We start from the raw sequence: 22,059 nt of genomic DNA, 5'->3' as shown, positions 1-22,059 counted from the left end.
GGGGCTTCGATCCTTCCCTAGCCGATGGGCGCGCCGGCGGCGACCGGAGCCGCATGCCGGGGAGGTGGACAGCCGGGGGCAGGACGGACTGCCGCACTGCGTTCATCTGGACAAGGGACGGTTCGAATGCAATTAGAGGCACTCGAAGGTAGGGTCGACCGCGGCCTTGCGTTCGCACGCCTGTTTCGCGCGGGGCGCTCGAATTTCGGGCCGACGCAGGCGTGTCGGGGCAGCGGTCAGGGCATGAGGGGAAAGGAAACCATCGTGGCATCAACCGAGACGGCGGGAACCACGCGCCGCGACTTCCTCTATCTGGCGACCGGAGCCATGGGCGGCATAGGTGCCGCGGCGCTGGTCTGGCCCTTCGTTTCCCAGCTTCAGCCCGACGCGTCGGTGCTCGCGCTGTCGTCGACCGAGGTGGATCTGTCGCAGGTCGCCGAGGGTCAGATGATCACGGTGAAGTGGCGCGGCAAGCCGGTCTTCGTGTGGAACCGCACCCCCGACGACATCGCCAAGTCGAAGGCGACCGAGATTTCGGTCCTGCTCGATCCGGTGGCGCGCAACGCCAATCTGCCGCTTGACGCGCTGGCGACCGACGAGAACCGCGCCGCCGAAGGCGAGGGCCACGAGAAGTGGCTGGTGGTCATCGGCATCTGCACGCATCTGGGCTGCGTGCCGATCGGCCACATGGGCGAATATGACGGCTGGTTCTGCCCCTGCCACGGCTCTGAATACGATTCGGCCGGCCGCGTGCGCCGTGGACCGGCGCCGGAAAACCTGGCGATCCCGCCCTACCATTTCGTGTCCGACACGAAGATCTCCATCGGCTGACCGGCGTTCAGGGATACTGACAGATGAGCGGACACTCCACGTTCGAGCCGAAGAATCCGGCGCTCAAGTGGTTCGAGAGCCGGCTGCCGCTGGTCGGCCTGATCCATTCCTCCTTCGTCGCTTACCCGACGCCGCGCAACCTGAACTACTGGTGGACCTTCGGCGGCATCCTGTCGCTGATGCTGGTCTGCCAGATCGTGTCGGGCGTGGTGCTGGTCATGCACTACACGCCGCATGTGACGCTGGCGTTCGACTCGGTCGAGCACATCATGCGTGACGTCAGCTGGGGCTGGCTGATCCGCTACATCCACGCCAACGGCGCCTCGATGTTCTTCATCGCGGTGTACATCCACATGTTCCGCGGCCTCTATTACGGGTCCTACAAGGCCCCGCGCGAGGTGCTGTGGATCCTCGGCTGCATCATCTACCTGCTGATGATGGCCACCGCCTTCATGGGCTACGTGCTGCCGTGGGGCCAGATGAGCTTCTGGGGCGCCACCGTCATCACCAACCTGTTCTCGGCCTTCCCGGTGGTCGGCCCGACCATCGTCGAGTGGCTGTGGGGCGGCTTCGCGGTCGACAACCCGACGCTCAACCGCTTCTTCTCGCTGCACTACCTGCTGCCCTTCATGATCGCGGGCGTCGTCGTCCTGCACGTCTGGGCGCTGCACGTCGTCGGCCAGAACAACCCGACCGGCGTCGAACCGAAGAGTGAGAAGGACACCGTGCCCTTCACGCCCTACGCGACCATCAAGGACGGGTTCGGGATGGTGTGCTTCCTGATCTTCTTCGCGTGGTTCCTGTTCTACATCCCGAACTATCTCGGCCACGCCGACAACTACATCCCGGCCAACCCGCTGGTGACGCCGGCCCACATCGTGCCCGAATGGTACTACCTGCCGTTCTACGCGATGCTGCGCGCGGTGCCGGACAAGCTCGGCGGCGTGCTGACGATGTTCGGCGCGATCATCGTGCTGTTCTTCGTGCCGTGGCTCGACACCTCCAAGGTGCGCTCGGCGGCCTATCGCCCGCTCTACAAGCAGTTCTTCTGGATCTGGGTGGCGGTGTGCATCGGCCTCGGCTGGCTCGGTTCCAAGCCGGCGGAGGGCGGTTACGTGATCGCCGGCCGTATCCTGACGATCTACTACTTCGCGCACTTCCTGATCATCCTTCCGCTGCTCGGCCTGTTCGAGAAGCCGAAGGCCATCCCGGCCTCCATCACCGAGGCCGTGCTGGGCAAGAACAAGGGCGCGGCTCCCGCCTCCGCGGGCGTCTCGGCGCCGCAGACCAAGGGTTGAGCGGAACATCATGAGCAACACCATGTCCTTCCGTTCCTCCCTTCTCCGTCCGCTCGCCGTGGCCTCGCTGGTCATCGGGCTCGCCGTCCCGGCGCTCGCCGCCGAGGGCGCCCCCAAGCCCTCGCGCGAGGACTGGAGCTTCGCCGGCCCGTTCGGCAAGTTCGACCGGGCGCAGGTCCAGCGCGGCTTCCAGGTGTTCAAGGAAGTCTGCGCCTCCTGCCACTCCGCGCACCTGTTGGCGTTCCGCAACCTCGCCCAGCCGGGCGGACCGGAATTCAGCGAGGCGCAGGTCAAGGCCGTGGCCGAGGGCTATCAGGTCCAGGACGGGCCGAACGACGCCGGCGACATGTTCGACCGTCCCGGCCGCCTGTCGGACCGCTGGCCCTCGCCCTTCCCGAACGAGCAGGCGGCGCGCGCCTCGAACGGCGGCGCTTTCCCGCCGGACTTCTCGACGCTGGCCAAGGCGCGCACCTATGAGGTGGGCTTCCCCGGCTTCCTGATCGACATCGTGCGCCAGTATCAGGAGCAGGGGCCGGACTACATCCACGCCCTGCTGAACGGCTACAAGGAGCCGCCGGAGGGCTTCAACCTGCCGGAAGGCGCGCATTACAACGCGTTCTTCCCCGGCCACGCCATCAAGATGCCGCAGCCGATCTCGGACGATCAGGTGACCTACACCGACGGTACGCCGCAGACGGTCGACCAGTATTCGCGCGACGTCACCGCCTTCATGATGTGGCTCGCCGAGCCGCACCTCGAGACGCGCAAGCGCGTCGGCTTCCAGGTGATGATCTTCCTGATCATCTTCGCGGGCTTGCTCTACTTCACCAAGAAGAAGGTGTGGAAGAGCGTCGAGCACTGAGCGCGACGGCTTCGATCGACGAACCGCGAAGGGCCCCGTGAGGGGCCCTTTTCGTTTGGGGGGCCGAGGGCGTTCCCTCCCTCACGCCTCCAGCCGCTCGACGAAGATGCAGTTGGTCAGCTCGAAGACCAGCGTGCCGGCCGGGTCGAGGCCGGTTTCGTGGGTGAAGACGAGCCCCCATTCCGGGCGGCTGGCGCTGCCTTTCTTGGCCGTCACCTCGCTCTCGAAGGTGAGGGTGTCGCCGGCGCGGACCGGGCGCAGCCAGCGCAGGTTCCTGAAGCCGGGAGAGGGGCCTATGCGCGGCACCTTCTTCCCCTCGCGCCGGAGCGTCTCGTGCAGGTGCGCGCAGGCTTGGGCGCGCAGCTTGGCGGCGATGGCGACCGTCTGCCAGCCCGAGGCCACGAGGCTGCCGAAGGGCGTGCGGGCGCCCGCCAGGGGGTCGAGATGGAAGGGCTGCGGATCCCAGGCGCGCGCGAAGGCGACGATCTCCGCCTCGGTGAATGTGTGCGAGCCCAGTCGCGTGATCTCGCCGATCTCGATGTCCTCGAAGAACAGCATGGCGCGCCCTCAGATCGGCCGGAAGCCGGGATTGCGCCGGCCGAACATGACGGTCCCGACGAGGTCCATCATGACGTTGCCGTCCGTATCCAGCAGCTCGAAGCGGAATTTCACGAGGCCGGTCTCCGGCCGGCTTTTCGAGGAGCGCGTCTCCAGCACCTCGCGGCGCAGGCTCAGCACGGTGCCGGGGTGCACGGGGCGCAGGAAGCGCACCTCGTCCACGCCGGGCGAGCCGAGGCCGTCGCTGTTGAGCAGGAAGCCGTCGTCGGCCAGCCGCATCAGGATGCAGCACAAATGCCAGCCGGAGGCGGAGAGGCCGCCGAGCCGGGTCGCCTCGGCGGCGGCATCGTCCAGATGGATCGGCAGCGGATCGTACTCGCGGGCGAAGGCTATGATCTCCTCGCGCCCGACCACATAGCGGCCGCAGCTCGCCACATGGCCTTCCTGAAAGTCCTCCCAGAACCACATGCACGCTCACCCCGGCCTGCGGCGGCCTGCCGGCTGCCCGTCCGCCTGCTTGTTTCAGGCAGAATGACAGGCGACGTTTCCCCGGCGGTCAAGCCCTGGCGGGCCGATGCCGCGGCGAGAGGGGGGCTTCGAGGGGTGAATCCGGAGGGCCAGCCCCTCTCATGGGAGCGGGCGGACGGCAGGTTCGCCCGTGTCCGCCCGTGTCTTCAGTTGGCGAAGCGGAAGTGCAGCACGTCGCCGTCGGCGACGATGTATTCCTTGCCTTCCAGCCGCAGCCGGCCGGCATCGCGCGCGCCGGCCTCGCCCTTGCCCTTGACGTAGTCGTCGAAGGCGATGGTCTCGGCGCGGATGAAGCCCTTCTCGAAATCGGTATGGATGACGCCCGCCGCGCCCGGCGCCTTGGTGCCGGCGGTGATGGTCCAGGCGCGGGCTTCCTTCGGGCCGACGGTGAAGTAGGTCACGAGCTTCAGCAGCTCGTAGCCGGCGCGGATGACGCGGTTGAGGCCGGGCTCGTCGAGATCGATGGCCTCAAGATATTCCTTCTGCTCCTCGGGGGGCAGCACGGCGATCTCGCTCTCGATCTTGGCGGAGACGACGACCGCCTTGGCGCCTTCCTTCGCCGCCTGCTCGAAGACCTGCGCGGAAAGGGCGTTGCCGTCCTTGGCCGAGGCCTCCTCGACGTTGCAGACATAGAGCACCGGCTTGGAGGAGAGCAGGCCGAGCATGCGGAAGGGCTTCTCCTCCTCGGGCTTCACCTCGACGAGGCGGGCAGGCTTGCCCTCGCGCAGCAGCACCAGCGAGCGGCTGATGAGGTCGAACAGCTCCTTTGATTCCTTGTCACCGCCCTTTGCCTTCTTCTCCAGCGCCGGGGCGCGCTTCTCGAGGCTTTCGAGATCGGCGAGCATCAGCTCGGTCTCGATGGTCTCGATGTCGGCGAGCGGGGCGATCTTGCCGTCGACATGGGTGATGTCGCCATCCTCGAAGCAGCGCACCACATGGGCGATGGCGTCGCATTCGCGGATGTTGGCGAGGAACTGGTTGCCGAGGCCCTCGCCCTTCGAGGCGCCGCGCACCAGGCCGGCGATGTCGACGAAGGTGAGGCGGGTCGGGATGATCTGCTGCGAGCCGGCGATCTGCGCCAGCGTCTCCAGCCGCGGATCGGGCACGGCGACGTCGCCGACATTCGGCTCGATGGTGCAGAACGGATAGTTCGCCGCCTGCGCCGCCGCCGTCTGCGTCAGCGCGTTGAAGAGGGTCGACTTGCCGACGTTCGGCAGGCCGACGATGCCGCATTTGAAGCCCATGGTGCGATGCTCGGTCGAGAAGGGATGGTTGCCGCCGTGGTTAGGCAAGACGGCGGGCGAGTGCAAGCGTGAACGGCTGGGATCAGCCGGGGCGGCTGGCGGGGGACTTGTTGCCGGCGGGCTTCTCCGGCGCGCCGAAGCCCTGCGCCTCCATGAAGAGGTGCAGCCGGTTCTGGAACTCGTCGAGCCGGTGGGCGGCGAGGAGGCCGGCGAGATCGGCGCAACCGTCGCACACCGCATCCACCCAGCCGCGCTCGGCCTTGGCGAAGTCGCTGAGCACGTAGTTGTGCACCAGCGCCTTGTCGCCGGGATGGCCGATGCCGAGGCGGATGCGGGCGTAGTCGTTGCCGCAATGGGCGGTGATGGAGCGCAGGCCGTTGTGCCCGGCATTGCCGCCGCCGACCTTGTAGCGGACCTTGGCCGGGGGCAGGTCGAGCTCGTCATGGAAGACGAACACGTCGCGCAGCTCGATCTTGTAGAAGCGCTGCGCCTCGGCGACCGCTCGGCCGGATTCGTTCATGTAGGTCTCGGGCAGCAGGGCGAGCACCTTCACGCCCTCGATCTCGCCCTCGCAAGCCGCGCCCTGGAAGCGCCGGCGCCACGGCGAGAAACGATGCCGGCGGGCGATCGCGTCCACCGCCATGAAGCCGATATTGTGCCGGTTGCCGGCATATTTCGGCCCGGGATTGCCGAGCCCGGTGAAGAGCAACACCGCGCGTCTCCTCATCTGGCGCCACCATGGCGGGCGCCGAAACGGCAAGAGCCGGAAGCGGGCTTCCGGCTCTCATCGCAGGGCCGGCCGGGCGCCGGGGCGCCCGGCGCGGTCAGATGCCCGGCGCGATCAGGCTCGAAAGCCGACCGCGCCCGCAGAACATCACGCCTTGGGGGCTTCCGTCGCGGCGGCGGCAGCGGCGGTCGCGGCAGCCTCGTCGGCCTCCGCGTCCTTCAGACCCGACGGGGCGACGATGGTGGCGAGGGTGTCGTCACCATGGCCGGCCCAGGTCACGCCCGCCGGCAGCTTGATCGCCGAGAGGTGGATCGAGTCGCCGAAGCCGTACTTGGTCAGGTCGACCTCGATGGCTTCCGGAATGGCGTCCGCCGGAACGTTCAGCGAGACGGTGTGGCTGACGATGTTCAGCGTGCCGCCCTGCTTGAGCGCGGGGGCGGTCTCGGCGTTCAGGAAGTGCACGGGCACGTCGACCGAAAGGGTCGCGCCGACGGCGACGCGCAGGAAGTCGACATGCAGCGGGAAGTCCTTTACCGGGTCGAGCTGGTAGTCGCGCGGAATCACGCGGTGCTTCTGGCCATCGACGTCGACGCTGAACAGCGTGGTGAGGAAGTGGCCCGCATAGATGATCTTGTTGATCTCGATGTGGTCCAGAGTGATACCGACGGGCGCCTTGCCGTCGCCGTAGATGACGGCGGGCACGCGGCCGGCGCGGCGTTCTGCACGAGCGGCCCCCTTGCCGACCTTCGTGCGCGCCTGCGCCTTCAGTTCCTTGATGGCGGTCATGGCTTGTCCTTACATGGTTGCAAAAGGAGAAGGCCGCTCGCGCGGCCCGTTCCTTCAGGCTTGGTCCGGTTGTGGCCGCGGCGCGCCTCCAGGGGTGCGGAAAGGCCGGGGCCGGGCGGGCTCATAGCAGCAAAAGCCTTGCAGGGCAATGTTCGGCTGCGCGCCCGGCGCTCAGAACTTGCCGAGCACGCCGGCCTTGACGGTGCCGCTGGGGTCCGAATCCGGGCTGATCGAGCGCTGGAGTGAAATGAAGCGCTCATAGGAGCCGGAAGGCGCGCGCAGTTCCACGCCGGTGGTGACGGTCTGGCCGCTGTTCACCTCGACCGTGGCGCCGAGCTTCTCGTCACGGGCGCCGAGCGGCATATGATAGCTGCTGCCGACGGAGAGATTGTCGTAGAGCGAGGCGGAGCGGCCATCGGCGGAGGCGCCGAGGGTGCCGGTGCTGTAGACGCTCAGATTGTCCTGCTGGAGGCCGACCCGCCCCTTGATCTCGCCGCTGCCGCTGGTGGTGGTCTTGTTGAGCAGGCCCGATACCGGCGCGGTGGCGCTGGCCGAGGAGGAGACGGAGAGGCTCGCGGCGCCCTGCTTCACCTCGACATTGGTCGGCAGCTTGGCGCGCTTCGTCTCGGGCGCGGGGCCGGGCACGAGCCAGAGCGGCGGCTCGTCCTTCTCCTCGGCCTCCACCGGGCGACCGAGGCCGAGTTCAATCGAGTCCCACAGCGACGGCGCCACGGCCATCTCCGCATCGGGGTCGAAGGGTTCGACCTGCGCCGGCGGCTCGGCCGGCGCGCCCGTGGCGGGGGCTTCGTCGGCGGCGTGATGGGCGGCCTCGTAGGGCGAGGTGCCGGCCTCGTCCGTCTCTTCCGGTGGGGTGACGAGAACGGAGATGCCGCTCCACGGATTGGAGGCATAGCCGGGCAGCGAGCCGTTCGACTGGGCGACGGCCGGGACGGCGAGGGCGATGAAGGTGGCGCTGGCGATGAGCGCACGTGAGCGGCGCGTGGTCATGCGCGTCATGGCGTCGTCCGGTTCATACGTGAGCCGGTAGTCTGAGGCCGAACTGTGGAACGATGATGGCGCAGCGCACAAAAGTGCGGCTTGAGGTCGTCCGGAAAGGCATGGCCGCCATGCGAGGTCGGCGGGCGGGGCGCTCAGTCGAAGAGGCTGGAGACGCTTTCCTCGTGCGCCGTGCGGCCGATGGCTTCGGCGAGCAGGCTGGCGATGGAGACGACGCGGATGTTGCGCGCCACGCGCACCGCCTCGGTCGGCTGGATCGAGTCGGTGATCACCAGCTCCTTGAGGTTGGAGGCGGTGACGCGCGAAACCGCGCCGCCGGACAGCACGCCATGGGTGATGTAGGCGTGAACCTCGGTGGCGCCGCGCGCGAGCAGGGCATCGGCCGCATTCACCAGCGTGCCGCCGGAATCGATGATGTCGTCGACGAGGATGCAGCGGCGGCCCTCGACGTCGCCGATGACGTTCATCACCTCGCTCTCGCCCGGCCGCTCGCGGCGCTTGTCGACGATGGCGAGCTGGGCGTCGATGCGCTTGGCCAGCGCGCGGGCGCGCACCACGCCGCCGACGTCCGGCGAGACCACGGTGATGTTGGAGAGATCGAAGCGGGACTTGATGTCGGCGACCATCACCGGGGCGGAGAACAGGTTGTCGGTCGGGATGTCGAAGAAGCCCTGGATCTGCCCGGCATGCAGGTCGACGGTGAGCACGCGGTCGGCGCCGGCATGGGTGATGAGGTTGGCGACCAGCTTGGCGGAGATCGGCGTACGGCCGGAGGAGCGGCGGTCCTGCCTGGCATAGCCGAAATAGGGGATGACGGCGGTGATGCGGCGGGCGGAGGAGCGGCGCAGCGCATCGGTGATGATGAGCAGCTCCATCAGGTGGTCGTTGGTCGGGAAGGAGGTGGACTGGAGGACGAAGACGTCCTTGCCGCGCACGTTCTCCTGGATCTCGACGAAGATCTCCATGTCCGCGAAACGGCGGACCACCGCCTTGGTCATCGGCGTCTGGAGGTACGCTCCGATCGCCTCCGCCAGCGGCCGGTTTGCGTTGCCCGCGACGAGTTTGATCGAACCGTTCTTGTGAGACATTTCCGGCGCGCTCCCAGCCGTAATTCTTCCGCCCGACCGTCTTACAACCGTCGCGCAGCCCTGATAGGCGGGCCGGCCCGCGCTGTAAAGCGGCGAGACCGCGCGTGGAGCGCCTTGTCCCTATGCGTTGCCGTCAGGTCTCACCGGCAGCGGCTTACCGGCGCCAGGCTCAACCCACGGTCTCAGGGATGGGCGGCGAAGGTCAGCGCGTTGGCAGGGGCGCCGGTCGCTGGCGCCTCGGCCACGGCCTCGCCCGGTTCCTCCGCAGCGGCCGCATCGGCGACCGCCGGGCCGTCATCCTCGCGCACCGGCGGGGCGTCGGCGGGATCGGGCTGGCGCGCGGCGGCGGCCGGAGCGCTGCTCGGCGTGCCGCCGTTGAGGCGGGTGGCGATCTCGTCGATGCTCTGCGCAGCGATGCGCTGAAGCATGGCATCGTCGAGCTTGTTCCAGACGTCCTTGCCGGGCCCGACCTTCTCCACGCCAGAGATGCGCATGACGCGGTCGCGATCGGCGTCGAACACGTCCCAGGCCCAGTCGACCTCGCCCTTGCCGTTCTCGACGCTGGCGGCGAGGTAGCCGCGCACGCGATAGGCCGCCTGCCCCTCGCGCGAGACGATGGGCATCTGGCGGGCGGTGGCTTCGCTGGAGAGATTGGCGACGAGGCGGTCGAACACCGGCTCGGGCGGGCCGTCGATGGATTCGAAGGCGATGGCCTTGGTTCCGGCCGGAACCTTGGCGGCGACAGGCTTGGAAGAGGCGATGGAATTAGGAGTGGCGACGGAATTGGTCGCGACCGGCTTATTGCCGTCGGTCTGGCAGGCACCAAGGGCGAGGGCGGCGAGCAGGGCCGCGATCGTCGGCAGGTGCCGGCCCCGCGGGCGGCGAAGTCGCTCGGTCATAAGCACCCATCCCTGTGAGCCGGTCGCGGCGCGTATCTCCCCGAAGCGGAGTCGCGACCGTCGCCGACGGACGGGCAATGGTTAAGACCAATTAACGATTAGGTCCAGAGGGGGCGCCGTTCAGACTTCATTAGCGTTAACACGAAAAGGTTCGGCAAATGCCCCCGGCGCCGGGCGACGCCCGCCCGCCGATCTTGCGTCAGACGAGGGTGATCGCGGCGACCAGCCGGCCGTAGTCGGTCTCGTTGCGGTGGGTGGAGCGGCGGTAGCTGTAGAACCGCGCCTCGTCCGCATAGGTGTTCAGCCCGAGGTCGTCGATGGTGCCGACGCCGAGCCCGGCAAGGCGGGCGGCGATGTAGCCGGGCAGGTCGAACATCGCGTGGCCGGCCCGGGGCGAGGGCGCCAGAAAGCGGGCATTGACGGCATCCAGCGCGGTAAGGTTCTCCACGAATTCCGGCCCGACCTCGTAGCTCTCCTGCCGGATCAGCGGCCCGATGGCGGCGACGATGCGCGCGCGCCGGGCCCCGAGCTCCTCCATCCGGGCGAGAGTGCCCTCCAGCACGCCGCCGACCGCGCCCTTCCAGCCCGCATGGGCGGCACCGACGACGCGGGCCTCGGGATCGGCGAACAGCACCGGGCCGCAATCGGCGATGGAGACGGCGGCGGCGATGCCGGGCGTCGCGGTGGCGACGGCATCGGCCTTGGGGCGTTCGGCCCACGGCCGGTCGACGACCACGCAATCCGGCGAGTGGATCTGCCAGGCGGTGAGCAGGTGCCCGGCCGGCACGCCGAGCGCCCCGGCCATGCGGGCGCGGTTTTCCGCCACGCGCGCCGGGTCGTCGCGCGAGCCGGTGCCGCCGTTGAGCCCGGCATAGATGCCTTCCGAGACGCCGCCCTCGCGGGTGAAGAAGGCATGGCGGATGCCGGGAAGGGCCTTGAGCGCGGCAGATTCGACCTTCATGCGGGTGTCCTCGGAAATTCCTCGTCCGGCGCGAATCCGGCGATGCTGTCGAGTTCAGGATGCACCAGAGCGAGTGCCTTGAAGAGGGTGCCCATCTCCGCCGCGCCGGTTCCCGCGAGACGCGCGCGCGCCGCGTCGATGGTTGCGCGGGTGGAGGCGTCGGCGTCGCGCTTCAGCCGCTCGGCGCGGGCATCGAGGCCGAGCCGTTCCAGCAGCGCGCCCTGACCGATGGGCCCGAAGGCACGGGCGCCGGCCGCGGCAGCGGCGTGGGCGAGGGCGGCGAAGTCGACATGGGCGGTGAGGTCTGCCTCGCCGGGATGGGCGAGCACATCGTCATAGGCGTGGGCGCGCAGCGCCTGCAGCGTGTCTCCGAAGCCGCCGGCCGGCTCCCGCTCGCCGCGATGGCCGTAGTCGATGAAGAGCGCGGCGCCGCCGGTCGCCGCGAGGCGGGCGCCGAGCTTCTCCGCGATGGCGAGGCCGGCGGGGCAAATCTCCAGCAGTGCGCCGGACGGGGCCGCGCGCAGCCGCGCCTCGGCATGGGCGTCGAGCCGGGCGCCGGGACGCAGGCCGAAGACGAGCGCGCCATCCTCGCCCAGGCCCACCATCCGCTCGGCGATGCCTTCCGGCGTGCGGACGAACTGGCGGATCGGCAGGGCGTCGAAGAACTCGTTGGCGAGCAGGATGAGCGGGCCGGCAGGCAGCTCCTCGACTGAGCCAACCCATTCCGCGCTCTGGCCGTTCAGCTTCTCCGCCTGCTTGTCCCGCAGCCGCGGCGAGGCCTCCACCAGCACCACGTGCGCGGCCCGGAGGAAGCCGGGAACGACCCGCGCGGCGCGCAGCGCGTCCGCCATCATCGTGCCGCGGCCGGGGCCGAGCTCGGCGAGGACGAAGGAGGCGGGGGTGCCGAGGCGCATCCATGTGTCGGCCGCCCACAGGCCGAGCAGTTCGCCGAACATCTGGCTGATCTCCGGCGCGGTGACGAAATCACCGGCGGCGCCGAAGGGCTCATGCGTCGTGTAGTAGCCGAGCGTGGGATGGAACAGGCACTGCTCCATATAGTCGGCGACCGTCATCGGGCCGCCTTCCGCGATCCGCCGCGCTATGGCTTCGGCCAGCGGGGTCATGCGGGCGCCTTCATGCCGGAACGTCGGCGCCGAGCGCCGGGCGCCGGCGGGCGCGCAGCATCAGCCAGCTACCCAGTGCCAGCATCGGCAGCGAGAGCACCATGCCCATGGTGAGCCAGCCGCCATAGAGATAGCCGAGCTGGGCGTCGGGCTCGCGGAAGAACTCCACGAAGATGCGCGCGCAGCCATAGAGGAAGACGAACAGGCCGGCGACCATGCCCGGCCGTGCCAGCGCGCCGGCGCGTACGGCGAGCAGCAGGATGGTGAAGATCGCCACGCCTTCGAGACCGGCCTCGTAGAGCTGGCTGGGATGGCGCGGTTCCGGCCCGCCATGGGGAAAGACGAAAGCCCACGGCACGTCGGAGGCACGGCCCCAGAGCTCGCCATTGATGAAATTGGCGAGGCGGCCGAGGAACAGGCCGACCGGCACCACGGTCGCGGCGATGTCGAGCATCGAGACGAAGGGCAGCCCGCGCCGGCGGCAGAACAGGTACATGGCGAGGATGGAGCCGAGGAAGCCGCCATGGAAGGCCATGCCGCCATGCCAGAGGGTGAAGGCCTCGAACGGGTTCGCCGCGTAATAGGGCAGGTTGTAGAACAGCACGTAGCCGATGCGCCCGCCGAGGATGACGCCGAGCGCGATCCACACCACCGCGTCGTCGAATTCCTCCGGCAGGATCGGCGCGCGTCCGCCCCACAGCGCCGGGCTGGAACACAGCTTCTTGGCCATCCACCAGCCGAACAGCAGGCCGGCGATATAGGCGAGTGCGTACCAGCGGATCGCGAACGGCCCGAGTTCGATCAGTACCGGATCGATGCTGGGGAAGGGCAGGGCGAACAGCGGCGGGGCGAGCATGGGCATGGCGGATCGGGTGGTTTTGGGCGGGTGGCGGAACGGACGGCGGCGCGGCGCTGCTCTTGCCCGCCCGAGGTGACAGCATCAAGGCGGGTCACTCCTAGCGCCTTATGGTGTACCGACCGTTACCACCGCGCATGGCGACCTGCCGGAACTTGCCTGTTTGCCTGCCTCTTGCGCACCGCAGCACGCGGCCCCATTCTTCTCGCAAAGGCACGGCATTATACCGGCCCGGAGCTTTTCCCGTTCGAGACGCCGCCTGACCGGCCGGGAAACGTTCCAATTCGTTGAGTTTGGAGCCCTCTGCCCTCCGATGGCGTTCATCCGCGGAAAGGGGCCCCACGTCGGGAGATGACCATGACCCAGACCACCAGCCGAATCTTCGATGATTTCGCCCGGCTGATGAACGACGCCGCCGGCATGGCCACGGGCGTGCGCCGCGAGGCGGAGACCGTGATGCGCGCGCAGGCCGAGCGCCTTCTGCGCGAGCTCGACGTCGTGACCCGCGAGGAATTCGAGACGGTAAAGGAACTCGCCGCCGCCGCCCGCGAGGAGAACGAGCGGCTGGCCGCCCGCATCGCCGCGCTCGAGGCCAAGGAGTCCAAGCTCGAGGCGACGATCGATCCGCCGGATTCGCTGGGCTGATCTTTCCCGGACCGACACCCTGTGGACGCATCGCTTCCGCGCTTGCGGGGGTGGGGCGAATCCCCCGACAACTTTGTCATGAACCCGCCTTTTCCGCGGGTCCTGATCCAACGGTCGTAGTGAGGTACGGATTCAGCGCGATATAGTCGGAGAAACGGTGATTCGTTCGATTCTCGAACGGGTTGACGGATAAACCGCCGCGTTGATTGCGTTCGACCCCCTCCGCGTCCACCCTCGCGAGGTCGAGCATGACCTATACCGATTTCGAAACGGACAGCCGCCTCAATCCGCTCGATCTCGTCGAGCGCATGGCCGCGCTCAACGAATGGTCGTTCGAGCGTTCGGCCGAGGACGAGATCACCATCTCGCTGGAAGGCCGCTGGACCGACTGCCACGTTTCCTTCCAGTGGATGGACGAGGTGGAGGCACTGCATATCGCCTGCGCCTTCGACCTCAAGGTGCCGGAGAAACGCAAGACCGAGGTGCTGCGCCTGCTTTCGCTGATCAACGAGCAGATGTGGGTCGGCCATTTCGACCTCTGGTCGAAGGAAGGCGTGATCATGTTCCGCCATGCCCTACTGCTGGCCGGCGCGGAAGCGACCGACCGCCAGTGCGAGGTGCTGATGGAATGTGCCATCGAGGCGGTGGAACGCTACTTCCCCGCCTTCCAGTTCGTCGTCTGGGCCGGCAAGTCGGCCCGGGAGGCGATGGACGCCACGCTGTTCGAGACCGTCGGCGAGGCGTGAGCGGCGGGCGGCCGGGACGCCAATGCTTCCCGGCCGGCGTGTTTCGAGGCGGCCCGCCGGACGCTTCGGCAGGCCCGTAGGCACGGCGCCGGCCTATCCTTGATTCCCATTGCCAAAGGCGCCGGGGCCCGGCACAAGGCCGGGCATGACGGCGCGCCACGGGCGTCGCCGGGGCAGGAATGGGGATCGCGATCATGGCCATACTTTCCGATATTCCCGGCCGGGTGCTGCTCGTCGGCGCCGGCAAGATGGGCGGCGCCATGCTGGAGGGCTGGATCGGCCTCGGGCTCGATCCGGCACGTGCGGCGGTGATCGACCCCGGCCCGCCGCCCGAGGTCGCCGCCATGATCGAGGCGCGGGGCGTGGCCCTGAACCCGCTGAACGGCGGCGTTCCGGCCGTCATGCTGCTGGCGGTGAAGCCGCAGGTGGCGCCCGACGTGCTGGCGAAGGTCGCCCCGCTCGCCGGCCCCGGGACGCTGATCGTCTCGGTGATGGCCGGTCGCACGCTCGCCTTTCTCGAAGCCGCCTTCGCACCGGGCACCGCGGTGGTGCGCTCCATTCCCAACACGCCGGCGGCGATCGGGCGCGGCGTCACCGTCGCCGTACCGAACCCGGCGGTGACGCCGGAGCAGATGAGCATCGCCGATGCGCTGCTGCGCGCCACCGGCGGGGTGGAGTGGGTGGAGGACGAGGCGCTGATCGACGTCGCCACCGCCGTTTCCGGCTCCGGCCCGGCCTATGTGTTCCTGCTCGCCGAGGCGCTCGCCGCCGCCGGTGCGAAGGCGGGCCTGCCCGCCGACATGGCGGACCGGCTGGCGCGCGCGACCGTGGCGGGAGCGGGCGAGCTGATGGTGCAGACCGGCATCGACCCCGCACAGCTTCGCAAGAACGTGACCTCGCCGAACGGCACGACGGCGGCGGCGCTGGCCGTGCTGATGGACGAGGCGAAGGGCTTCGGCCCGCTGCTCGCCGAGGCGGTGGACGCGGCGGCGCGGCGCTCGCGCGAGCTTGCCGGCTGACGGAAGGCCGGATCTCCCGGAAAATTGCGCCGGCGAGGGCACGATTGCGCTGCCGCAAGGCAGGGGAGAGGGCGGTGTGGCCTTCTCCTCGCCGTCCTCGCGCCTTAAGTTGAAGGGGCGACGTTCAGGACAGGAGGTCACCATGGCACGCTCTCCCGGAACGAAGGCGACGCCTGCCGCCAAGGGGGCCGCCGACCCTCGCGCGGCCATTCTCGACAGTTTCCTGGCGCTGCTGGCGCAGAAGCCCTTCGAGCGGATCAGCCTCGGCGAGGTGGCGGACCGGGCGGGCCTTTCGCTCGCCGAGCTGCGCGCCTCCTTCGGCTCGACCTTCGACATGCTCGTCGGCTTCACCCGCGACACCGACCGGCAGGTGCTGGCGACGTCCGGCGACGACATGGACGGCGAGCCGGCGCGCGACCGGTTGTTCGATGTGCTGATGCGCCGGCTCGACGTGCTGGGTCCGCACAAGGCGGCGGTGCGCTCGCTGGCGGAATCGGCGCGGCGCAATCCCTTCTTCGCGCTGGCCCTGAACCGGCTCGCCGTGCGCTCGCAGCAATGGATGCTGGCGGCGGCGAAGATCGACACCGCCGGGTTGAAGGGGGCGGTGCGCGCGCAGGGGCTGGCGCTCGTCTTCGCCCGCGTGCTGCAGACCTATCTGCGCGACGACGATCCGGGCCTTGCCCGCACCATGGCGGCGCTGGATCGTGAACTCGCCCGGGGCGAGCGGGTGCTCGGGCTGGTGGAGGGCGCGGTGAGCCTCGCCACCTGCGGCCGGCGCGGCCGCGCACGCCACGGGGAAAAGAAGCATGCGCCGCCGGACGAGCCGGTGGCGGCGGGAGAGGGAATTTAGAGTGAGGAGCGTCCTTTGAGCCTTGCGCCGCTCGAACAGATTTCGATTGCCGATTTCCTCAAGGTGGACATCCGGGCCGGCACGATCATTCAGGCCGAGCCTTTCCCGGAGGCCCGCAAGCCAGCGGTCAAGCTGGTGATCGATTTCGGTCCGCATATCGGCTGCCGGAAATCCACGGCGCAGGTCACCGTGCACTATGCGCCGGAGGACCTCGTCGGCCGTCAGGTGGCGGCGGTGGTGAATTTCCCGCCGCGCCAGATCGGGCCGGCGATCTCCGAGGTGCTGACCCTCGGCTTCCCGGACGAGGACGGGGCGGTGGTACTGTTCCAGCCCGACCGCGAGGTGCCGAACGGCGCGCGGCTGTTCTGAGTGGCGGTATCCCGGACAAGCTGCACGACGTGCGGCGCCGATCCTAGATTTAGGAGAAACGCCGCGGTCAGACCGGGATGCGCACGGTCGCCCGCAGACCGCCGAGCGGGCTTTCGCCGAGGACCACGTCGCCGCCATGCGAGCGGGCGGCGTCGCGGGCGATGGTGAGGCCGAGGCCGGAGCCGCCGGCGTCCTGATTGCGCGCATCGTCGAGGCGGACGAAGGGGCGGAACACGTCCTCGCGCCGCTCGGCCGGGATGCCTGGCCCGTCGTCGTCGACGGTGACGGTGAGCCAGCGCTCGTCGCGGGTGCCGGCGATCTCTATGCGGGCGCCGTGGCGGCCGGCATTGCCGACCAGATTGGCGAGGCAGCGGCGAAAGGCGTCGAGCCGGATCATCACCATCGGGTCGCCGGTGAAGCTGGCGCCGACCTTGGCGCCGCGGCGTTCCGCATTGAAGCGGGCGTCGTCGATCAGCTTGCCGACATCGGCCAGCACCGGAGTCTCCCCGGTGTCGTCGCGGGCGAAGGCGAGATAGGCCTCCAGCATGCTCTGCAGCTCGTCGACATCCTTGCGCAGCGCCTCGGTGTCCGGCGTGTCCCCGATCAGCGCCAGCTCCAGCTTGAAGCGGGTGAGGATGGTGCGCATGTCGTGCGAGACGCCCGCAAGCATGGTGGTGCGCTGCTCGATCTGCCGCTCGATGCGCCGCTTCATCTCCAGGAAGGCGAGCGCCGCCCCGCGCACCTCACGCGCGCCGCGTGGGCGGAAGCCGGCGACGTCGCGCCCCTTGCCGAAGGCGATGGCGGCATCGGCCAGAGCCTCGATCGGCTTGATCTGGTTGCGCAGGAACAGGATGGCGACGGTGAGCAGCACCAGCGAGGTGCCGACCATCCAGACGAGGAAAATGTGCGAGTTCGAGAGGTAGGCCTGGCTGCGGCGGGCGAAGACACGCAACACCCCGCCATCGAGCTGCACCCGCACCTCGATGAGGTTGGAATTGCCGACCGTGTCGGTCCAGAACGGCCGCCGCAGACGCTTTCCGAGTTCGCCGGTGAAGGCGGAATCGAGGACGGAGAAGAACGGCTTTGGTCCCGGCGGCGGCAGGCGCTCGTCCGGCAGGAAGTCGAGCGTGAGCCCCATCGTGTTCTGTGCGATGCGCTTGATCGTCTCCTGATCGGCCGGGGCGGGGAAGACGGCCGACAGATCGACCAGCGCGGTGATGTCCTGCGACACGGCGGCCGAGAGGCGGCGGGTGACCGTGTTGTAGTGCCGCTCCATGAAGACGAAGGCGAGCACCGACTGCAGGATCACCATCGGCGTGATGATGATGATGAGCGAGCGGGCAAACAGGCCCTTCGGCATGACCCGGTTGAACCAGGCGCCGAAGCGGGCATTGTTCTCGCGCATGCGCTTCTGGGTGAGCCGCAGCCGCTCGCGGGCGGCACCGACCATATCGGTCTCGAGCACGCTCAAGGCGCCACGACCAGCCGGTAGCCGACACCCCGCACGGTCTGGACATAGGCGGGATTGGCGGGATCGCGCTCGATCTTGCGGCGAAGGCGGTTGACCTGCACGTCCACCGCGCGGTCTCCGGCGGCCACGCCGGGCGCGACGAGGTCCTGACGCGGCACGGTATCGCCCGGCTTCTCGCCGAGCACGCGCAGCATGTCGCGCTCGCGGTCGGTGAGGCGCACCGGCTCGCCGTCGCGGGTCAGCTCTCCGCGGGAAAGGTGGAAGACGAACGGCCCGAAGCGGACGGATTCGATGGCCTGTGCCGGGGGAGGCGCCGCGCGCTTGATGATGTTGCCGATGCGCAGGAGCAGCTCGCGCGGCTCGAACGGCTTGGCGAGATAGTCGTCGGCGCCGATCTCCAACCCCTCGATGCGGTCGCCGGTGTCGGAGCGGGCAGTCAGCATGAGGATCGGCACGGAGGAGTTCTCGCGCACCGAGCGCGCGAGGTCGAAACCGCTCTCGCCAGGCATCATCACGTCGAGGATGAGCAGGTCGAAGGTCAGGCCGGCGAGCCGCGCCCGCGCGTCCGCCGCTGATTCCGCCGTGGTGACGCGGTAGCCGTGCTCGCTGAGGAAGCGGGACAGCAGGTCGCGAATGCGGCGGTCGTCGTCGACGATAAGAAGGTGGAAGGCGTCGTCGGCGGGCATGGGCCGGCTCGTTCCTGCTTTCCCGGCGGGTGTGGCGTTGGCGTCGAGCATGGGAATGCCCCCGTCAGCCGGCCGAGCGGGCACGGGCCGCGCTGCGCGCCTCCGTCGCCTGGTCGGCGCGGGCGATCAGCTTCTCGGTCGAGCCGCGATCTTCCGGGTCGATCATGGCGACAAGAAAGCGGCGGACGATCTCGCGCGAATCCGGGCCGCTCTCCTCCAGCGCCCGCCGGACGCGGTCGGACTGGATGGCGACGAAGTCGCGGCTGAGCGCCTCGCCCTTCGGCGTGAGGTAGAGCAACCGCTGGCGCCGGTCCGAGGCGCCGGCGCGGCTGTCGATGAAGCCCTGGTCCACCAGCTCGCGCAGCACGCGGCCGAGGCTCTGCTTGGTGATGCGCAGAATGTCGAGGAGGTCCGTGACGCGCATACCAGGGTGGCGATTTACGAAATGCAGCACCCGGTGATGCGCGCGACCGAAGCCGAAGCCCTGCAGGATCTCATCGGGGTCGCTGACGAAGTTCCTGTAGGCAAAGAACAAAAGCTCGATCAGGTCGAGCATCCGCTCGCCCTCGGCACCACTCGCGGGGCGCGCGGTGGCAGCGGATTCGCCCTTGGTCTCGCTCTTGGCGGAGCGCTGCGTCATCGAGACATTTATGTCAGCCATGTTGACTTTTTTCGTTATGATCGTTACCCAGATGTCCCGTTCAACGAAAGGATCGTTCGGCGCGCCGGCCGATCCGCCTCGGAACAGGATCATTCCCGCCCGCTCCTCCGGGCGGCGAACGATAACGGGACTTCGGCCGCGAAGCAAAGAAGCGCTCCGCAGGATGGGCCGAGGCCATAATGTCGAAGGAACAAGTGAGGCGCCGGCGCCAACCATGGCGCGCCGGCCGTCTGTTTGGGAGACTTACCATGGCTAGCGAACCTTTCGACAAACGCAGCGGCTGGATCTGGTACGACGGTGCCTTCGTGCCGTGGTCCGATGCCAAGGTCCATGTGCTGACCCACGGGCTGCACTATGGTAGCTGCGTATTCGAAGGCGAGCGCGCCTATGGCGGCGAGATTTTCAAGCTCGACGAGCACACGGCACGCCTGAAGGAGAGCGCCCGGCTGCTCGACTTCGAGATTCCCTTCAGCGAGGACGAGATCAACGCGGCATGCCGCGAGGTTCTGGTGCGCCAGAAGTTCAAGGACGCCTATCTGCGCCCGGTCGCCTGGCGCGGCTCGGACATGATGGGCGTCTCGGCGCAGAACAACCAGATCCACCTCGCCGTCGCCGCCTGGGAATGGCCGAGCTATTTCGATCCGGCGCAGCGGCTGAAGGGCATCCGCATCGGCATGGCGAAGTACCGCCGTCCCGACCCGGCGACCGCGCCTTCGACCTCGAAGGCGGCGGGTCTGTACATGATCTGCACCATCTCCAAGCACGCCGCCGAGCGCGAGGGCTATGCCGACGCGCTCATGCTGGACTGGCGCGGCCGCGTGGCCGAGTGCACCGGCGCGAACATCTTCTTCGTGAAGGACGGCGTGATCCATACGCCGGATGCCGATGCCTTCCTCAACGGCATCACGCGCCAGACGGTGATCCAGCTCGCCAAGCGCCGCGGTTACGAGGTGCAGGAGCGGGCGATCATGCCGGAGGAACTACCGAGCTTCGACGAGTGCTTCATCACCGGCACCGCCGCCGAGGTGACGCCGGTCTCCGAGATCGCCGGCCAGCACTTCCAGCCCGGCCCGGTGACGAAGACCCTGTTCGAGGACTACATGGCCGAAGTGCAGCCGAAGAAGGCGGCGGCGGCCTGAGGTCGTTCGTCGGCTGACATACTAGCGACGTCATGCCCGGCCTTGTGCCGGGCATTCACGTTTTCGGGCGTGCAGCGCCTCTCAAAATGAAAGTCGTGGATGGCCGGGCCACGCCCGGCCATGACCATGCTCCGGCCATGACCATGCTCGGGCCACGACGATGCTTCGGATGACGACCTCGGGCGAGGGAACTCACCCCCACCGATCCGCCGCCTCGTCGTCGCTGTCCTTGGCGGGAACCCAGCTGTTCTCGTCCGCGCGCTCTTCCAGCTTCCAGAAGGGGGCGTGGGTTTTCAGCCAGTCCATCAGGAACTCGGCGGCCTCGAAGGCGGCGCCGCGATGGGCGGAGGTGGTGACGACGAGCACGATGTTGTCGCCCGGCTCCATCCGCCCGAAGCGATGGATGACGGTGGCGCCGAGCAGCGGCCAGCGCGCCCGGGCCTCCTCGATCAGGCGGCCGATCTCCTCTTCCGCCATGCCGGGATAGTGCTCCAGCGTCAGCGCGATCAGCGGCGCGCCGCCCGGCGCGTCCTGCGCGCGGCAGAGCCCGGTGAAGGTGACGACGGCGCCGACGTCGGTACGCCCGCGCGTCAGGGCCGCGCTTTCGGCGGCGGGGTCGAAATCCTCGGACTGGATGCGGACGGTGAACATGCCACCCTCCCTTGTCAGCCGCCCGTCATGGGCGGGAAGAAGGCGATCTCGCGGGCCGCGCCGAGCGGCGTGTCGGGCCGGGCATGGCGGCGGTCGAGCGCGGCGCGCACGACGCGCGGATTCTCGAAGGCGTGGGCATAGCCTTCGCCGCGCGTCTTCAGGAAGGCGGCGAGATCGGCCACGGTGGACACGCCCTCCGGCAGGGCGATCTCCTCGGCTTCAAGCCCGATGCGCTCCCGCACCCAGGCGAAATAGAGAATCTTCAACTCTCGTCCTCGATCAGGTGCCGCGCGCCGGCCCGGAAATAGTCCCACCCCGTATATAGGGTGAGAAGCGCGGCGACCCAGAGCAGCACGAGGCCGACAAAGGTGATGCCCGGCACCAGCTTGTCGGCGGCCGGGCCGGCGAGCAGCACGCCGACCGCGACGAGCTGCGCCGTGGTCTTCCACTTGGCGAGGCGGGTGACGGGGACGCTGACCCGCAGCTCGGCGAGGAATTCGCGCAGGCCGGAGACCAGGATCTCGCGGCAGAGGATCACGACGGCGGCCCAGAGCGACCAGCCGCGAATGGTGCCGTCCGAGGCCAGCATCAGCAGCGAGGTCGAGACCAGCAGCTTGTCCGCGATGGGATCGAGCATGCGCCCGATGGCCGATTGCTGCTGCCAGGCGCGGGCGAGGTAGCCATCGAAGAAGTCAGTGATGGCGGCGACGGTGTAGAGGCCGAGCGCCACCCAGCGCAGCCACAGCCCGCCGGCCAGTATGTCGGACCAGAACAGGCAGGCCGCGACCAGCGGCACCGCCACGCAGCGGCCGTAGGTGAGGAGGTTGGGCAGCGACAGGGCGTGGCCACGCTTCACCTTGCCCGGCTCCCGTACCGTCTGCTGGCTGGTAGTGACATCGACCATGGTTCGCCGGCTCCCATCACAGGCAGGTAAACACGCTGGCCGGTAACGTCAATCGCATCGCGCGACGATGTTCCGGCGGCGGGGACGGCGACAGGGTGGGGAGCGGCTGTGGCCGTTGCGTGACGATGGCCGCTCCGGG

26 protein-coding genes are annotated in these 22,059 nt (G+C 68.7%); 9 read left to right on the top strand and 17 right to left on the bottom strand.

Going from position 1 to position 22,059, the window contains the following annotated elements:
- The first annotated feature begins 243 nt into the window (after window positions 1–243).
- The 3 genes from petA to STARVERO_RS23770 are packed head-to-tail and all read left to right on the top strand — an operon-like array spanning window position 244 to window position 2,991.
- A complete protein-coding gene (petA, locus tag STARVERO_RS09555; protein ID WP_186291878.1) occupies window positions 244–831 on the top strand; it encodes a ubiquinol-cytochrome c reductase iron-sulfur subunit in 588 nt (195 codons plus the stop codon).
- Window positions 832–854: 23 nt separating this feature from the next.
- Window positions 855–2,129, top strand: a complete 1,275-nt coding sequence (locus tag STARVERO_RS23775) for a cytochrome b (RefSeq protein WP_144342252.1) — start codon at window positions 855–857, stop codon at window positions 2,127–2,129.
- A gap of 10 nt (window positions 2,130–2,139) precedes the next feature.
- The gene (locus STARVERO_RS23770; protein WP_144342253.1) at window positions 2,140–2,991 is read left to right on the top strand and encodes a cytochrome c1; all 852 of its coding nucleotides are present in this window, start codon (window positions 2,140–2,142) and stop codon (window positions 2,989–2,991) included.
- Between the two features lie 81 nt (window positions 2,992–3,072).
- Here the strand turns inward: STARVERO_RS23770 and STARVERO_RS09540 are convergent, their stop codons facing one another.
- The 11 genes from STARVERO_RS09540 to lgt form a co-directional block, all read right to left on the bottom strand.
- Entirely contained in the window at window positions 3,073–3,549 is a 477-nt protein-coding gene (locus STARVERO_RS09540) for a MaoC family dehydratase (protein ID WP_144342255.1), read from the bottom strand.
- A 9-nt stretch (window positions 3,550–3,558) separates the two neighbouring features.
- Complete coding sequence (locus tag STARVERO_RS09535) at window positions 3,559–4,017, bottom strand: MaoC family dehydratase (RefSeq protein WP_144342256.1); 459 nt, start codon at window positions 4,015–4,017, stop codon at window positions 3,559–3,561.
- Window positions 4,018–4,223: 206 nt separating this feature from the next.
- Window positions 4,224–5,321 (bottom strand): redox-regulated ATPase YchF, encoded by a 1,098-nt coding sequence (gene ychF, locus STARVERO_RS09530; RefSeq protein WP_159601695.1) that lies wholly within the window; start codon window positions 5,319–5,321, stop codon window positions 4,224–4,226.
- A gap of 82 nt (window positions 5,322–5,403) precedes the next feature.
- Window positions 5,404–6,033 (bottom strand): aminoacyl-tRNA hydrolase, encoded by a 630-nt coding sequence (gene pth, locus STARVERO_RS09525; protein ID WP_159598666.1) that lies wholly within the window; start codon window positions 6,031–6,033, stop codon window positions 5,404–5,406.
- A 162-nt stretch (window positions 6,034–6,195) separates the two neighbouring features.
- Window positions 6,196–6,834, bottom strand: a complete 639-nt coding sequence (locus STARVERO_RS09520; protein WP_144342258.1) for a 50S ribosomal protein L25/general stress protein Ctc — start codon at window positions 6,832–6,834, stop codon at window positions 6,196–6,198.
- A gap of 171 nt (window positions 6,835–7,005) precedes the next feature.
- Window positions 7,006–7,851: a hypothetical protein gene (locus tag STARVERO_RS09515; RefSeq protein ID WP_159598665.1), complete on the bottom strand. Its 846-nt coding sequence runs from the start codon at window positions 7,849–7,851 to the stop codon at window positions 7,006–7,008.
- Between the two features lie 134 nt (window positions 7,852–7,985).
- On the bottom strand, window positions 7,986–8,939 hold the full coding sequence (locus STARVERO_RS09510) for a ribose-phosphate pyrophosphokinase (RefSeq protein WP_144342260.1): 954 nt from the start codon (window positions 8,937–8,939) through the stop codon (window positions 7,986–7,988).
- Between the two features lie 182 nt (window positions 8,940–9,121).
- The gene (locus STARVERO_RS09505) at window positions 9,122–9,838 is read right to left on the bottom strand and encodes a hypothetical protein (protein WP_159598664.1); all 717 of its coding nucleotides are present in this window, start codon (window positions 9,836–9,838) and stop codon (window positions 9,122–9,124) included.
- 199 nt (window positions 9,839–10,037) lie between these two features.
- Window positions 10,038–10,799 carry a peptidoglycan editing factor PgeF gene (pgeF, locus tag STARVERO_RS09500; RefSeq protein WP_159598663.1) on the bottom strand — a complete coding sequence of 254 codons (762 nt, stop codon included), beginning with the start codon at window positions 10,797–10,799 and terminating at the stop codon, window positions 10,038–10,040.
- The gene (locus STARVERO_RS09495; protein WP_159598662.1) at window positions 10,796–11,923 is read right to left on the bottom strand and encodes a class I SAM-dependent methyltransferase; all 1,128 of its coding nucleotides are present in this window, start codon (window positions 11,921–11,923) and stop codon (window positions 10,796–10,798) included. Before STARVERO_RS09495 ends, pgeF begins: the two co-directional genes overlap by 4 nt.
- Window positions 11,924–11,933: 10 nt before the next feature.
- A complete protein-coding gene (lgt, locus tag STARVERO_RS09490; protein ID WP_159598661.1) occupies window positions 11,934–12,785 on the bottom strand; it encodes a prolipoprotein diacylglyceryl transferase in 852 nt (283 codons plus the stop codon).
- A gap of 351 nt (window positions 12,786–13,136) precedes the next feature.
- Here lgt and STARVERO_RS09485 point away from each other — a divergent pair, with 351 nt between their 5' ends.
- From STARVERO_RS09485 to STARVERO_RS09465, 5 genes are all read left to right on the top strand, one after another.
- Window positions 13,137–13,424: an accessory factor UbiK family protein gene (locus STARVERO_RS09485; RefSeq protein ID WP_144342265.1), complete on the top strand. Its 288-nt coding sequence runs from the start codon at window positions 13,137–13,139 to the stop codon at window positions 13,422–13,424.
- Between the two features lie 248 nt (window positions 13,425–13,672).
- Window positions 13,673–14,170: a type III secretion system chaperone family protein gene (locus STARVERO_RS09480; RefSeq protein WP_144342266.1), complete on the top strand. Its 498-nt coding sequence runs from the start codon at window positions 13,673–13,675 to the stop codon at window positions 14,168–14,170.
- A gap of 194 nt (window positions 14,171–14,364) precedes the next feature.
- On the top strand, window positions 14,365–15,189 hold the full coding sequence (gene proC / locus STARVERO_RS09475; protein WP_159598660.1) for a pyrroline-5-carboxylate reductase: 825 nt from the start codon (window positions 14,365–14,367) through the stop codon (window positions 15,187–15,189).
- Window positions 15,190–15,331: 142 nt separating this feature from the next.
- Window positions 15,332–16,039, top strand: a complete 708-nt coding sequence (locus STARVERO_RS09470; protein WP_244616700.1) for a TetR/AcrR family transcriptional regulator — start codon at window positions 15,332–15,334, stop codon at window positions 16,037–16,039.
- Window positions 16,040–16,054: 15 nt separating this feature from the next.
- Window positions 16,055–16,408 (top strand): tRNA-binding protein, encoded by a 354-nt coding sequence (locus STARVERO_RS09465; RefSeq protein ID WP_144342268.1) that lies wholly within the window; start codon window positions 16,055–16,057, stop codon window positions 16,406–16,408.
- Between the two features lie 67 nt (window positions 16,409–16,475).
- Here the strand turns inward: STARVERO_RS09465 and STARVERO_RS09460 are convergent, their stop codons facing one another.
- The 3 genes from STARVERO_RS09460 to STARVERO_RS09450 all read right to left on the bottom strand — a co-directional run bounded on the left by STARVERO_RS09460 (window position 16,476) and on the right by STARVERO_RS09450 (window position 19,226).
- Window positions 16,476–17,879, bottom strand: a complete 1,404-nt coding sequence (locus STARVERO_RS09460) for an ATP-binding protein (protein WP_144342269.1) — start codon at window positions 17,877–17,879, stop codon at window positions 16,476–16,478.
- Window positions 17,876–18,565 carry a response regulator gene (locus tag STARVERO_RS09455; protein ID WP_418655043.1) on the bottom strand — a complete coding sequence of 230 codons (690 nt, stop codon included), beginning with the start codon at window positions 18,563–18,565 and terminating at the stop codon, window positions 17,876–17,878. Before STARVERO_RS09455 ends, STARVERO_RS09460 begins: the two co-directional genes overlap by 4 nt.
- A 64-nt stretch (window positions 18,566–18,629) precedes the next feature.
- Entirely contained in the window at window positions 18,630–19,226 is a 597-nt protein-coding gene (locus STARVERO_RS09450) for a MarR family winged helix-turn-helix transcriptional regulator (RefSeq protein WP_159598659.1), read from the bottom strand.
- Window positions 19,227–19,474: 248 nt separating this feature from the next.
- On the opposite strand from STARVERO_RS09450, the gene STARVERO_RS09445 reads away from it, so the two are divergent.
- Complete coding sequence (locus tag STARVERO_RS09445) at window positions 19,475–20,365, top strand: branched-chain amino acid aminotransferase (RefSeq protein ID WP_159598658.1); 891 nt, start codon at window positions 19,475–19,477, stop codon at window positions 20,363–20,365.
- Window positions 20,366–20,557: 192 nt separating this feature from the next.
- Here STARVERO_RS09445 and STARVERO_RS09440 read toward each other — a convergent pair whose 3' ends face one another.
- Genes STARVERO_RS09440 through pgsA form a run of 3 tightly spaced genes read right to left on the bottom strand, consistent with a single transcriptional unit; the run spans window position 20,558 to window position 21,920 of the window.
- Window positions 20,558–21,016 carry a molybdenum cofactor biosynthesis protein MoaE gene (locus STARVERO_RS09440; protein ID WP_159598657.1) on the bottom strand — a complete coding sequence of 153 codons (459 nt, stop codon included), beginning with the start codon at window positions 21,014–21,016 and terminating at the stop codon, window positions 20,558–20,560.
- Between the two features lie 14 nt (window positions 21,017–21,030).
- Window positions 21,031–21,282 (bottom strand): molybdopterin converting factor subunit 1, encoded by a 252-nt coding sequence (gene moaD / locus STARVERO_RS09435; protein WP_144342274.1) that lies wholly within the window; start codon window positions 21,280–21,282, stop codon window positions 21,031–21,033.
- Window positions 21,279–21,920, bottom strand: coding sequence for a CDP-diacylglycerol--glycerol-3-phosphate 3-phosphatidyltransferase (gene pgsA, locus STARVERO_RS09430; RefSeq protein WP_418655044.1), 642 nt, complete (start codon window positions 21,918–21,920; stop codon window positions 21,279–21,281). Before pgsA ends, moaD begins: the two co-directional genes overlap by 4 nt.
- Window positions 21,921–22,059 lie beyond the last annotated feature (139 nt).

The sequence above is a fragment of the Starkeya nomas genome, assembly GCF_902703545.1.
GTDB lineage: Bacteria > Pseudomonadota > Alphaproteobacteria > Rhizobiales > Xanthobacteraceae > Ancylobacter > Ancylobacter moscoviensis.
Note: the sequence above shows the minus strand (reverse complement) of the source record. Positions and strands in the feature narration are given on the sequence as shown.